Origin of the sequence: Mycobacterium sp., from assembly GCF_019247615.1 — a bacterium.
Taxonomy (GTDB): domain Bacteria; phylum Actinomycetota; class Actinomycetes; order Mycobacteriales; family Mycobacteriaceae; genus Mycobacterium.
In genome coordinates, this window is sequence record NZ_JAFBAT010000065.1 from 1 (window position 1) to 12,748 (window position 12,748).

A 12,748-nucleotide genomic window follows, 5' to 3' on the forward strand; every position below is an offset into this window, starting at 1 on the left:
GGCGCAGGGCGCGATCCAGGGCGCCAAATACGTCGCGAACACCGTGAAGGCCGAACTCGACGGGGCCGATCCGGCCGACCGCGAGCCGTTCCAGTACTTCGACAAGGGCTCGATGGCCACGGTGTCGCGGTTTTCCGCGGTGGCCAAGATCGGCCCGCTCGAGTTCAGCGGCTTCATCGCCTGGCTGATATGGCTGGTGCTGCACCTGGTGTACCTGATCGGGTTCAAGACCAAGATCACCACACTGCTGTCGTGGACCGTGACGTTCCTGAGCACCCGCCGCGGTCAGCTGACGATCACCGACCAGCAGGCATTCGCGCGAACGCGGCTCGAGCAGCTGGCCGAACTGGCCGCCGAGGCCCGCGGCTCCGCCGCGACCAGCAAGGTGGCGAGCTAACCGGCGGACTAACCGGCGGACTCGAGGTTCTGCAGCCGCACCTGGCCGCGGGCGACAACTCGGTCGTCACCGTCGGTGACGGTGACCAACCACAGCTGCTGGCGGCGGCCACGGTGGATCGGTTCGGCTCTGCCGTACACCATGCCCGAGCTGATTGAGCGCAAAAAGTCGGTGTTGTTGTTGACGCCCACGACGTTTCCGCCCCCACCGCTCGCATTGAGCCAGCTGTACGCGGCCACGCTGGCCATGCTCTCGATGATCGAGCAGTAGACGCCGCCGTGGACCAGGCCCATCGGCTGCAGCAGCTTGGGCGTGACCTCCAGGTGCGCCCGCACCCCGTCCGGACCGAGCTCGGTGTATTGCAGCCCCAGCTCGGCGTCGAAGGGCGCGGTGAAGTTCGGCGGGACGATCGCGTCCTGGGGCGATGGCACGTCCATCTGTCTACACCATCAGAAAACCCGGATCGCCGAGGCGGGGTGCCGCCCAGCGAAAACAGGCGGGCCCCATGCAACCACGGCACGGGGCCCGCCGATCGAGTAGACCGGGGGGTCACTGCAGCCCTCAGGACTCCCTCGCGGTCGTTGTGTCTCGACCCCATTACGATAGGCAAGGCTGCCCTAACATGGCAAGTCGGCCCTCGGTAGAATCGGTGACTGGCCCGCGTAGAACACAAAGGCGTTGGCCAGCTTAAGGCCAGCATGGGTACGACAGACGGTAGTAAGCCGGAGTACCCTTGGTGTCAACACCCATGGAGATGAAAGAAGTATGGCCAAGCTGACCCGGTTAGGGGACCTGGAACGCGCCGTGATGGATCATTTGTGGTCCACGCCGGAGCCGCAAACCGTCCGCCAGGTCCATGAAGCGCTGTCGGCGCGACGCGATCTCGCCTACACGACGATCATGACGGTGCTACAGCGGCTCGCCAAGAAGAACCTGGTCTCCCAGATTCGCGACGACCGTGCCCACAGGTACGCGCCCGTCCATGGCCGCGACGAGCTCGTCGCGGGACTGATGGTCGACGCGCTGGCCCAGGCCGAGGATTCCGGCAGCCGGCAGGCCGCCCTGGTCCACTTCGTCGAGCGGGTCGGTGCGGACGAGGCGGACGCACTGCGGCGCGCACTCGCCGAATTGGAAGCTCACCAACGCGATACGCCATCCGCTGGCGCTACTGCGGAGGAGTGAGGGAGACTAGCAGCGTGTCCGCGCCGGCCTTCACCATCCTCGCGGTGCTGTTGGTCGGTCCTGCACCGGCCCTGCTGTCGCGAGCGACGTGGCCGTTACGCGCACCCCGCGCCGCGATGGTGTTGTGGCAGGCCATTGCGCTGGCCGCAGTCCTTTCCACGTTCAGCGCGGGAATCGCGATCGCCACGAGGTTGCTGATGCCCGGCCCAGACGGGCGTCCGACGGCAAGCATTCTCGGGGCCGCCGACAGGCTCGGCTGGCCGCTGTGGACCGCCTACATCGGCGTCTTCGCGCTGACCGTATTGGTCGGCGCCCGATTGATGATTGCGGTGGCGCGGGTCGCCATCGCCAATCGGCGACGTCGCGCGCATCACCGCATGGTGGTCGATCTGGTCGCCGTCGGACACGATGCCGCCCCGAATCAACCGTGCGCCCGCACGCGCGACCTGCGGGTGCTGGACGTTGCGCAGCCGCTTGCCTACTGCCTGCCCGGTGTGCGCAGCCGAGTCGTGGTTAGCGAGGGAGCGTTGCACTCCCTCGCCGACGCCGAGGTCGCGGCCATCCTGACCCACGAGCGAGCTCACCTGCGAGCCCGTCACGACCTGGTGCTCGAGGCCTTCACCGCGGTGCACGCCGCGTTCCCGCGGCTGGTCCGCAGCGCCAACGCGCTGCGCGCGGTGCAACTGCTCGTCGAACTGCTGGCCGATGACGCCGCCGTGCGCGCGACCGGGCGCGCTGCCCTGGCCCGCGCGTTGGTCACCTGCGCGGCCGGCCGGGCGCCGTCGGGTGCGCTTGCCGCGGGCGGCCCCAGCACCGTGATTCGAGTCCGTCGATTGTCCGGCCGTGGCAACAGCCCGATGCTGTCGGCGGCCGCTTATCTGGCGGCGGCCGCCGTGTTCGTGGTGCCGACCATCGCCCTCGCCGTACCGTGGCTGACGGAGCTGCAGCGGCTGTTCAACCTCTAGCCAGCGCGAACCGAAACCGCTTGGAGGACCATTTCTTCGCTGTGCCACAGTGTGGTCGCAACGCTTCAGGCAACGTTCGCCAACCGAGAGGCCCCCTGGAATGGAAGATCAAAGCTCGTCGGACTCGAAGACTGCCAGCGCGCAGATCGGCGTCACCGGCCTGGCGGTGATGGGTTCGAACATCGCGCGGAACTTCGCCCGTCACGGCTACACGGTGGCGCTGCACAATCGGTCGATCGCCAAGACCGACGCGCTGCTTTCCGAGCACGGCAATGAGGGCAACTTCGTGCGAACCGAGAACATTGCCCAGTTCCTCGATGCGCTGGAGAAGCCGCGGCGGGTGCTGATCATGGTCAAGGCCGGCGATCCGACCGACGCGGTCATCGACGAGCTCGCCGACGCCATGGAGGAAGGCGACATCATCATCGACGGCGGCAACGCCCTCTACACCGACACCATTCGCCGGGAGAAGGCGATGCGCGAGCGCGGCCTGCATTTCGTCGGGGCCGGTATCTCGGGCGGCGAGGAGGGAGCGCTCAACGGCCCGTCGATCATGCCGGGTGGTCCCCCCGAGTCGTACACGTCGCTCGGTCCGCTCTTGGAGGAGATCTCAGCGCACGTCGACGGGGTGCCGTGCTGCACCCACATCGGCCCCGACGGGGCCGGCCACTTCGTCAAGATGGTGCACAACGGCATCGAGTACTCCGACATGCAGCTGATCGGCGAGGCGTACCAGCTGCTGCGCGACGGCCTCGGCAAGTCTGCGGATGAGATCGCCGACGTGTTCGACGAGTGGAACTCCGGCGACCTGGACAGCTTTCTCGTGGAGATCACGGCGCAGGTCCTGCGCCAGACCGACGCCAAGACCGGAAAGCCCCTCGTCGATGTCATCCTCGACGAGGCCGAACAGAAGGGCACGGGCCGCTGGACCGTGAAGTCGGCGTTGGACCTCGGCGTGCCGGTCACCGGCATCGCCGAGGCGGTGTTCGCCCGCGCGCTGTCGGGTTCGGTGGTTCAACGCCAGGCCACCACCGGGCTGGCCTCTGGTGAGCTCGGCGAAAAGCCAACCGACGCAACGCAATTCGTCGAAGATGTCCGGCAGGCCCTGTACGCGTCAAAGATCATCGCCTATGCCCAGGGGTTCAATCAGATTCAGGCCGGCAGCGCCGAATACGACTGGGGCATCACGCCCGGTGACCTGGCCACCATCTGGCGCGGCGGCTGCATCATCCGGGCGAAGTTCCTCAACCGCATCAAAGAGGCGTTCGACGAAGACCCGGACCTGCCGACGCTGATCGTGGCGCCCTACTTTCGCAGCGCGATCGAGGCCGCGATCGACGGCTGGCGACGGGTCGTGGTGACCGCAACGCAGTTGGGCATCCCGATACCGGGCTTCTCCTCGGCGCTGTCCTACTACGACGCGCTGCGCACCGAGCGGCTGCCGGCCGCCCTCACCCAGGGGCTGCGCGACTTCTTCGGCGCACACACCTACGGCCGCACCGACGACGACCCGGACAAGCGGTTCCACACCCTGTGGAGCGGCGACCGCAGCGAGGTGCCAGCCTGACGGCGCATTTCACAGCACGGCCAGCCGTGTAGGACGGGGAAAAGGGGGCAAGTCGACCGAGATGAGATTTCTGGACGGGCACAGGCCCGGGTACGACCTGACCTACAACGACGTTTTCATCGTGCCGAACCGCTCGGAGGTCGCGTCGCGCTTCGACGTCGACCTGTCGACCGCCGACGGCTCGGGAACCACCATTCCGGTCGTCGTCGCCAACATGACCGCCGTGGCCGGACGGCGGATGGCGGAGACGGTGGCGCGTCGCGGCGGCATCGTGATCCTGCCGCAGGATCTGCCGATCACGGCGGTGCAGCAGACGGTCGAGTTCGTCAAGAGCCGCGACCTGGTTCTCGACACCCCGGTGGTGCTGGGACCCGACGATTCGGTGTCCGACGCGATGGCGCTCATTCACAAGCGTGCGCACGGTGCCGCGGTCGTCCTCTTCGAAGGCCGGCCGATCGGTCTGGTGAGCGAAGCGTCCTGTGCGGGCGTGGACCGATTCGCCAGGGTGCGCGACGTCGCAGTGAGTGATTTCCTGACCGCCCCGGTCGGCGTCGACCCGCGCAAGATCTTCGACCTGCTCGAGCACACGCCCCTCGGCGTCGCCGTGGTCACCCACCCCGACGGGACGCTGGCGGGGGTGCTGACCCGCACCGGGGCGGTCCGCACCGGTTTGTACACGCCGGCCACCGACGCGCGCGGCCGGCTGCGGGTCGGGGCGGCCGTCGGGATCAGCGGTGACGTCGGGGCCAAGGCCCGATCGCTCGCCGAGGCCGGTGTCGACGTGCTGGTCGTGGACACCGCGCACGGACATCAGGTCAAGACGCTCGAAGTGATCGAACTGGTGGCGGAGGTGCTTTCGGAGCTGGACTTCGACGTGCCGCTGGCCGCGGGGAACGTGGTGTCGGCGGCGGGCACACGTGACCTACTGGCGGCGGGGGCGACCATCGTCAAGGTCGGCGTCGGGCCGGGCGCGATGTGCACCACCAGGATGATGACCGGTGTCGGCCGGCCGCAATTCTCGGCTGTCGTCGAATGCGCTTCCGCGGCAAGGGAACTCGGAGCCCACGTGTGGGCCGACGGCGGCATCCGCCACCCGCGGGACGTGGCGCTGGCGCTGGCGGCCGGGGCGTCGAACGTGATGATCGGGTCGTGGTTCGCCGGAACCTACGAATCGCCCGGTGACCTGATGCGCGACCGCGACGACCGGCCGTACAAGGAGAGCTACGGCATGGCCTCCAAACGCGCGGTCGTGGCCCGCACCGGAGACGAGACCGCGTTCGATCGGGCCCGCAAGGCGTTGTTCGAGGAAGGAATCTCGACCGCGCGAATGGCCCTGGATCCCGACCGCGGCGGCGTCGAGGACCTGATCGACCACATCACCTCCGGGCTGCGCAGCACGTGCACCTATGTCGGGGCCGCCACGCTCGCCGAGCTGCACGAGCGGGCCGTCGTCGGTGTGCAGTCGGCTGCCGGCTTCGCCGAAGGACACCCACTGCCGTTGGGTTGGTGACCTCAGGACTTACTTGGCGTCTTGGCTACCATGTGAATTCACGCGACTGTCAGGCCCCGCGGCAACGCGCTGCGCGGCATCGAGCGAAAGGGATGACGTGCCGCAGGCACGCGCCGAGGCCCTAATACACAGCGGGGCCGTAGAGACGAAGCGCCGACCGGCAGCGTCCCCGGCAGCCGCGGCCGCACCAATAGCCAGACCATCATGAACGTCACCGTCACGGTCATCAGCGTGCTGGCGATCGCGCTGCTCATCTTCGGCACCGCCGTCTTCGTCGCCGCCGAATTCTCGCTGACGGCATTGGACAGCAGCGTCGTGGAGGCCAACGCCCGCCGCGGCGGGCGTCGCGACCGCATGATCCTGCGCGCCCAGCACCAGCTGTCCTTCCAACTGTCCGGTGCCCAATTGGGTATCTCGATGACCACGCTGGTGACCGGCTACCTGACCGACCCGATGGTGGCCGACCTGCCGCATCCGGGGTTGAGCGCTATCGGAATACCGGACCGGCTCGCCGACGCGATCATCGCCTTCCTGGTGCTGGTGATCGTGACGTCGGTGTCGATGGTCTTCGGCGAGCTGGTTCCGAAATATCTCGCCGTGGCGCGCCCGCTGTCGACTGCTCGCGCCGTGGTGGGTTTTCAAATGCTGTTTTCGCTGGTGTTCACCCCGGTCATCCGGCTGACGAACGGCGTGGCCAACTGGATCGTTCGCGAGTTGGGCATCCAGCCGGCCGAGGACTTGCGGTCGGCCCGTTCGCCGCAGGAGCTGCTGTCGCTGGTGCGCACCTCGGCGCGCAGCGGCACGCTGGACGCCGCCACCGCGGCCCTGGTGCGACGGTCGCTGGAGTTCGGCGCCCTGACGGCCGAGGAGCTGATGACCCCGAGGTCGAAGATCGTCGCGCTGGAGACCGACGAAACGGTCGCCGACCTGGTCGCCGCGGCCGCCGAATCCGGCTTTTCCCGCTTCCCCATCGTCGACGGGGACCTCGACGAGACCATCGGCATCGTGCACGTCAAGCAGGTGTTCGGTATTCCGCCCGCCGACCGTGGGCGCACCCTGCTGACCACGCTGGCACAACACGTTCCGGTGGTGCCTTCGACCCTGGATGGCGACGCGGTGATGGCCGAGATCCGCCGCAACGCGCTGCAGACCGCGATGGTGGTCGACGAATACGGCGGGACGGCCGGCATGGTGACCGTCGAGGACCTGATCGAGGAGATCGTCGGCGACGTCCGCGACGAGCATGACGACGCCACCCCGGACGTCGTCGTGGCCGGCACCGGCTGGCGGGTGTCGGGACTGCTGCGCATCGACGAGGTTGCCACGGCCACCGGGTTCCGGGCGCCCGAAGGGCCCTACGAGACGATCGGCGGCCTGGTCCTCCGCGAGATCGGCCACATCCCGGGGGCCGGGGAAACGGTCGAGCTGACCGCGTTGGACCCGGACGGCCTGCCGGACAGCTCGACGCGGTGGCGGGCGACCGTCGTCAAGATGGACGGTCGCCGGATCGACCTGCTCGAGCTGACCGAACTGGGTAGTCGCAGCGAAACCACCGCCGGTCGGGGTCACTCATGAGCCCGGTGAACCAGGCGCTGGGAATATTGCTGGCGGCCCTGCTGATCGGGGTAAATGCGTTCTTCGTCGGCGCGGAATTCTCGTTGATCTCTGCCCGGCGCGACCGGCTCGCAGCGTTGGCCGAGCAGGGCAAAGCCAGGGCCGTCACCGTCATCCGTGCCGGTGAGCAGCTCCCCGCCATGCTGGCCGGCGCGCAATTGGGCGTCACGGTCGCCTCGTTGCTGCTCGGCCGGGTCGGCGAGGCCTCCGTCGCCGACCTGCTGCGCACGACGCTGAGTCTGGCCGGCATGCATCCGGCGCTGCTGCACACGCTGTCGTTCGCCATCGCATTGGGGATCGTGGTGACGCTGCATGTCCTGCTGGGTGAAATGGTGCCGAAGAACATCGCGCTGGCAGGCCCGGAGCGCACCGCGATGCTGCTGGTTCCGCCATACCTCGTCTATGTGCGGGCCGCTCGACCGTTCATCGTGTTCTACAACAAATGCGCCACCTTGGCTCTGCGTGGGCTGGGCGTCGAGCCGAAGGATGAACTCGACTTCGCGGTCTCCACGGCCGAGCTGAGCGAGCTGATCGCCGAATCGGTGTCCGAAGGACTGCTGGATCCCGAGGAGCACACCCGGCTGACCCGCGCACTGCAGATCCGCAACAGGGTCGTCGGCGACGTGGCGGTTCCCCTCGCCGAGGTTCGGGCGATACCGGTGGCTGCGGACGGCTCCGGGCCCAGGGTCGGCGCGGTCGAAGAAGCGCTGGCGCAGAGTGGTTACTCCCGGTTCCCGGTCGTCAATCTCGCCGGCAAGTTCATCGGCTACCTGCACATCAAGGACGTGTTGACGCTCGACGACGACCCCGACACGGTGATCGACCTGGCGTTGGTGCGGCCGCTGCCCCGGCTTCCCAAGTCGTTGCCGCTGGCCGATGCCTTGTCGCGAATGCGGCGCAGCAACAGCCACCTGGCGCTGGTGACCGACGGCAGCGGCGGCGTGGTCGCCATGGTGGCAATGGAAGATCTGGTGGAGGACCTGGTCGGCACGGTGCGCGACGCATAGCAACGGCTTGCGCCGGGTGGGCTTGCCCAAGCCCGTATGATCTGCAACGGCCGCCAGTCAAATAGGGCCAGACCTGCCCCGGACCTGCGTTGGACGTGCTCGGGCGGGCCGGCCGCATGACGTTCGGCCGGCCGCTGATCGGTAGGCTGACGACGATGGTGGGCCTGTTACGGAGGAGAACGATGACTGATCGCGTGTCGGTGGGCAACTTGCGCGTCGCCCGGGTGCTCTACGACTTCGTGAACAACGAGGCCCTGCCCGGCACCGACATCGACCCCGACACCTTCTGGGCCGGTGTCGACAAGGTCGTCGCCGACCTGACCCCCCAGAACCAGAATTTGCTGAACCGTCGCGATGAGCTGCAGGCTCAGATCGACAGGTGGCACCGGCAGCGGGTCATCGAGCCGATCGACGCCGAGGCGTACCGCGGATTCCTGACGGAGATCGGCTACCTGCAACCGGAGCCCGACGACTTCAGCATCACCACGTCCGGTGTCGACCCCGAGATCACCACCACCGCAGGACCGCAGCTGGTGGTGCCGGTGACCAACGCCCGGTTCGCGCTGAATGCGGCCAATGCCCGGTGGGGCTCGCTCTACGACGCCCTCTACGGCACCGACGTGATCCCCGAGACGGACGGAGCCGAACAGGGCAGCGGCTACAACAAGGTCCGCGGCGACAGGGTGATCGCGTACGCGCGCCAGTTCCTCGATGAGGCCGTGCCGCTGTCGTCTGGTTCGTGGGCGGACGCGACCGGCGTCAGCATCGACGACGGCCGGCTGCAGGTCGCCGTCGGGGAGGAGTCCACCGGCCTGGTCGACCCCGAGAAGTTCGTCGGGTACAGCGGCGAGCTCGGCTCCCCCAACTGGTCGGTGTTGCTGATCAACAACGGTCTGCACATCGAGATACTGATCGACCCCGAGTCCCCCATCGGCAAGACCGACCGCGCCGGCATCAAGGACGTCGTGTGCGAGTCCGCGGTCACCACCATCATCGACTTCGAGGACGCGGTGGCCGCCGTCGACGCCGACGACAAGACCCGCGCCTACCGCAACTGGCTGGGCTTGATGAGGGGTGACCTGGCCGCCGAGGTGGACAAGGACGGCAAGACGTTCACCCGGGTGCCCAACCAGGACCGCCACTACACCAAGCCCGACGGCGGCGAGTTGGTGTTGCCGGGACGGGCGTTGCTGTTCGTCCGCAATGTGGGTCACCTGATGACGAACGACGCGATCATCGACGCTGATGGCAACCCGATCTTCGAGGGCATCCAGGACGCGCTCTTCACCGGCCTGTGCGCCGTCCACGGGCTCAAGGCCACCGACGCCAACGGTCCACTGGTCAACAGTCGCACCGGGTCCATCTACATCGTCAAGCCCAAGATGCACGGCCCGGACGAGGTGGCGTTCACGACCGAGTTGTTCAGCAGGGTCGAGGACGTGCTTGGCCTACCGCAGACCACGCTCAAGGTCGGCGTCATGGACGAGGAGCGCCGCACCACCCTGAACCTCAAGGCATGCATCCAGGCCGCGGCCGACCGGATCGTCTTCATCAACACCGGCTTCCTGGACCGCACCGGCGACGAGATCCACACGTCGATGGAGGCCGGTCCGATGGTCCGCAAGGGTGCCATGAAAACGCAGCCCTGGATCTTGGGGTACGAGGACAACAATGTCGACACCGGTCTCGCCGCCGGGTTCGCCGGCCGCGCCCAGATCGGCAAGGGCATGTGGACCATGACCGAGCTGATGGCGGACATGGTCGAGCAGAAGATCGGCCAGCCGAAAGCGGGCGCGAGCACCGCCTGGGTGCCCTCGCCCACGGCGGCCACCCTGCACGCGCTGCACTACCACAAGGTCGACGTGATCGCGGTGCAGAAGGAACTGGCGGGCAAGAAGCGCGTCTCGATCGACCAGCTGCTGACCATTCCGCTGGCCAAGGAACTCGCCTGGGCCCCCGAGGAGATCCGCGAGGAGGTCGACAACAACTGTCAGTCCATCCTGGGGTATGTGGTGCGCTGGATCGACCAGGGCGTCGGATCCTCGAAGGTGCCCGACATCCACAACGTGGCGCTCATGGAGGACCGGGCCACGCTGCGGATCTCCAGCCAGCTGCTGGCGAACTGGCTGCGCCACGGCGTCATCACCACCGAGGATGTCCGGGCCAGCCTCGAACGGATGGCCCCCATGGTGGACCGCCAGAACGAGGGCGACTCGGCATACCGTCCGATGGCACCCAACTTCGACGACAGCATCGCCTTCCTGGCGGCCGAAGAATTGATCTTGTCCGGAACCCAGCAGCCCAACGGCTACACCGAGCCGATCCTGCATCGGCGTCGGCGTGAGTTCAAGGCCCGCGCCGCCGCCGGCTGACAGTCGGTCGACATGCGGTAGTGCGGGCTGATGGCTGACATTCGACGGAAAGGCGGCGGAAAGCGGTATGGGTAGGCACAGCATGCCCGACCCCGAGGATTCCGCCGACGCACCCTTCGCCGAGGACCTTCCCGACGATCAGTACCTTCACGAGGAGGCGGCACAGCCGCGGGCCGATTACAGCGGCCACGAGAATTACCGCGGGCAGGAGGACGACGGCGTCCCGGCCGATGACTATCCGCAATTCCCGCCGCGTTCGGCCGGTGCGCAGAGTTCTGAGCCGCCGGCCTACCCCCCGCCGCCGACCCCTGGCGGGCATCGGGGACTCGGCGATTGGCGCGGCGGGCATCGCAGTGAGGGCGGGCGCCGCGGGGTCAGCATCGGCGTGATCGTCGCCCTCGTCGCTGTCGTCGTGGTGGTTGGCGCCGTGATTCTGTGGAGCTTCTTCGGTGACGCGCTGTCCCACCGCTCGCACAGTGCCGCCGTGCGCTGCGTGGGAGGCAAGGAATCTGTCGCCGTCGTCGCCGACCCGTCGATCGCCGATTACGTGCAGCAGTCCGCGGAGGCCTACAACTCGTCGGCCGGCCCGATAGGTGACCACTGCATGGTGGTGGGCGTGAAACCGGCCGGCTCCGATGCCGTGGTCAGCGGTCTAATCGGGAAGTGGCCCGCCGAGTTGGGCGGCCAGCCGGCTTTGTGGATCCCGGGCAGCTCGATCTCTGCGGCGCGCCTCGCCGCGGCCGGGGGCCAGAAGGTGATCACCGAGAGCCGCTCCCTGGTGACATCGCCGGTGGTGCTCGCCGTCCGGCCGGAGCTCGCGCCGGCCCTGGCAAACCAGAATTGGGCGGCGCTGCCGGCTCTGCAAACCAATCCAAACTCGTTGGCCGGCTTGAATTTGCCGACGTGGGGATCGCTGAGACTGGCGCTGCCCATGACCGGCAACGGTGACGCGTCCTTACTGGCCGGCGAGGCGGTGGCAGCGGCCTCCGTTCCCGCGGGTGCACCGGTAACCCAGGGCACCGGCGCAGTGCGCACGCTGTTGAGCGCGCAACCGAAGTTGGCAAACAACTCGTTGACGGACGCGATGAACGCACTGATCGGGGCCACTGACGTGGCAGCGGCTCCGGTGCACGCGGTGCTCACCACCGAGCAGCAGCTCTTCCAGCGCGGCCAGTCGCTGCCGGATGCCAAAGGCATCCTGGGTTCCTGGCTACCGCCGGGGCCGGCGCCGGTGGCCGACTATCCGACGGTGCAGCTGAGCGGATCATGGCTGACGCAGGAGCAGACCTCAGCGGCCAGCGAATTCGCCCGCTTCATGCAGAAACCGGAGCAACTCGCGAAGCTGGCCAAGGCGGGCTTCCGGGTCAACGGCGTCAAACCGCCCAGCAGCCAGGTGGTGAGTTTCGCCGCGCTGCCAGCGACCCTGTCGGTGGGCGACGATGGAATGCGCGCCACGCTGGCCGAAGCAATGGTGGCCCCGTCGACCGGACTGGCCGCGACCGTCATGCTCGACCAGTCCATGCCCACCCAGGAAGGCGGAAAGACCCGGCTGGCCAACGTCATCGGCGCGCTGCAGGACAAGTTCAGGTCGCTGCCGCCGACCGCGGCAGTGGGCTTGTGGACGTTTGACGGCCACGAGGGTCGCTCGGAAGTGCCGAGCGGGCCGCTCGGTGACCCGGTCAATGGCCAGCCGCGCGCGGCGGCGCTGGCGGCCGCGCTGGACAAGCAGTATTCGTCGGCCGGCGGCGCGGTCTCGTTCACCACGCTGCGGCTGATCTACCAAGACATGCAGGCCAATTACCGTGCCGGCCAAGCCAATTCGATCTTGGTGATCACGACCGGGCCGCACACCGACCAAACCCTGGACGGGCCGGGGCTGCAAGATTTCATCCGCAAAGCCGCCGACCCCGCCAAACCGATCGCCGTCAACGTCATCGACTTCGGCGCGGATCCCGACCGGGCCACCTGGGAGGCCGTCGCCCAGCTCAGCGGCGGGAGTTACCGCAACCTCAACACGTCGGCCTCCCCCGACATCGCCGCGGCGATCAACACTTTTCTGGGTTAGCCCCGACCTCAACGCGCCTGTAAGACGCCGCATTTCGCAGCGGCATTAGTCTCGCGACGGTGAACGAAT

The 12,748-nt window shown here is 67.8% G+C and carries 9 protein-coding genes and 1 pseudogene; 9 read left to right on the forward strand and 1 reads right to left on the reverse strand.

Annotated features, from left to right (window positions below):
• Nucleotides 1–397, forward strand: a pseudogene (locus JO059_RS04185) (NAD(P)/FAD-dependent oxidoreductase); the annotation flags it as partial.
• 8 nt (nucleotides 398–405) lie between these two features.
• On the opposite strand, the gene JO059_RS04190 reads toward JO059_RS04185, so the two are convergent.
• On the reverse strand, nucleotides 406–834 hold the full coding sequence (locus tag JO059_RS04190; protein WP_293314850.1) for a PaaI family thioesterase: 429 nt from the start codon (nucleotides 832–834) through the stop codon (nucleotides 406–408).
• Between the two features lie 328 nt (nucleotides 835–1,162).
• On the opposite strand from JO059_RS04190, the gene JO059_RS04195 reads away from it, so the two are divergent.
• From JO059_RS04195 to JO059_RS04230, 8 genes are all read left to right on the forward strand, one after another.
• Nucleotides 1,163–1,579 (forward strand): BlaI/MecI/CopY family transcriptional regulator, encoded by a 417-nt coding sequence (locus JO059_RS04195; RefSeq protein ID WP_293314851.1) that lies wholly within the window; start codon nucleotides 1,163–1,165, stop codon nucleotides 1,577–1,579.
• A 14-nt stretch (nucleotides 1,580–1,593) separates the two neighbouring features.
• The gene (locus JO059_RS04200) at nucleotides 1,594–2,544 is read left to right on the forward strand and encodes a M56 family metallopeptidase (protein WP_293314852.1); all 951 of its coding nucleotides are present in this window, start codon (nucleotides 1,594–1,596) and stop codon (nucleotides 2,542–2,544) included.
• Between the two features lie 100 nt (nucleotides 2,545–2,644).
• Entirely contained in the window at nucleotides 2,645–4,111 is a 1,467-nt protein-coding gene (gene gndA / locus JO059_RS04205; RefSeq protein WP_293314853.1) for an NADP-dependent phosphogluconate dehydrogenase, read from the forward strand.
• 61 nt (nucleotides 4,112–4,172) lie between these two features.
• Nucleotides 4,173–5,621: a GuaB1 family IMP dehydrogenase-related protein gene (locus tag JO059_RS04210; protein WP_293314854.1), complete on the forward strand. Its 1,449-nt coding sequence runs from the start codon at nucleotides 4,173–4,175 to the stop codon at nucleotides 5,619–5,621.
• A gap of 204 nt (nucleotides 5,622–5,825) precedes the next feature.
• Nucleotides 5,826–7,196 carry a hemolysin family protein gene (locus tag JO059_RS04215; protein WP_293314855.1) on the forward strand — a complete coding sequence of 457 codons (1,371 nt, stop codon included), beginning with the start codon at nucleotides 5,826–5,828 and terminating at the stop codon, nucleotides 7,194–7,196.
• Nucleotides 7,193–8,242 carry a hemolysin family protein gene (locus JO059_RS04220; protein ID WP_293314856.1) on the forward strand — a complete coding sequence of 350 codons (1,050 nt, stop codon included), beginning with the start codon at nucleotides 7,193–7,195 and terminating at the stop codon, nucleotides 8,240–8,242. The genes JO059_RS04215 and JO059_RS04220 overlap by 4 nt, the downstream gene beginning before the upstream one ends.
• A 182-nt stretch (nucleotides 8,243–8,424) precedes the next feature.
• The gene (locus JO059_RS04225; RefSeq protein ID WP_293314857.1) at nucleotides 8,425–10,614 is read left to right on the forward strand and encodes a malate synthase G; all 2,190 of its coding nucleotides are present in this window, start codon (nucleotides 8,425–8,427) and stop codon (nucleotides 10,612–10,614) included.
• Nucleotides 10,615–10,681: 67 nt separating this feature from the next.
• Nucleotides 10,682–12,679 carry a substrate-binding domain-containing protein gene (locus JO059_RS04230; RefSeq protein ID WP_293314858.1) on the forward strand — a complete coding sequence of 666 codons (1,998 nt, stop codon included), beginning with the start codon at nucleotides 10,682–10,684 and terminating at the stop codon, nucleotides 12,677–12,679.
• Nucleotides 12,680–12,748: the final 69 nt, after the last annotated feature.

Excerpts from the sequence above, each read along its gene's own strand:
- gndA (WP_293314853.1), top strand. The coding sequence starts at position 2,645 with ATGGAAGATCAAAGCTCGTCGGACTCGAAGACTGCCAGCGCGCAGATC.
- JO059_RS04220 (WP_293314856.1), top strand. The coding sequence starts at position 7,193 with ATGAGCCCGGTGAACCAGGCGCTGGGAATATTGCTGGCGGCCCTGCTG.
- JO059_RS04195 (WP_293314851.1), top strand. The coding sequence starts at position 1,163 with ATGGCCAAGCTGACCCGGTTAGGGGACCTGGAACGCGCCGTGATGGAT.
- JO059_RS04190 (WP_293314850.1), bottom strand. The coding sequence starts at position 834 with ATGGACGTGCCATCGCCCCAGGACGCGATCGTCCCGCCGAACTTCACC.
- JO059_RS04210 (WP_293314854.1), top strand. The coding sequence starts at position 4,173 with ATGAGATTTCTGGACGGGCACAGGCCCGGGTACGACCTGACCTACAAC.
- JO059_RS04215 (WP_293314855.1), top strand. The coding sequence starts at position 5,826 with ATGAACGTCACCGTCACGGTCATCAGCGTGCTGGCGATCGCGCTGCTC.
- JO059_RS04230 (WP_293314858.1), top strand. The coding sequence starts at position 10,682 with ATGGGTAGGCACAGCATGCCCGACCCCGAGGATTCCGCCGACGCACCC.
- JO059_RS04225 (WP_293314857.1), top strand. The coding sequence starts at position 8,425 with ATGACTGATCGCGTGTCGGTGGGCAACTTGCGCGTCGCCCGGGTGCTC.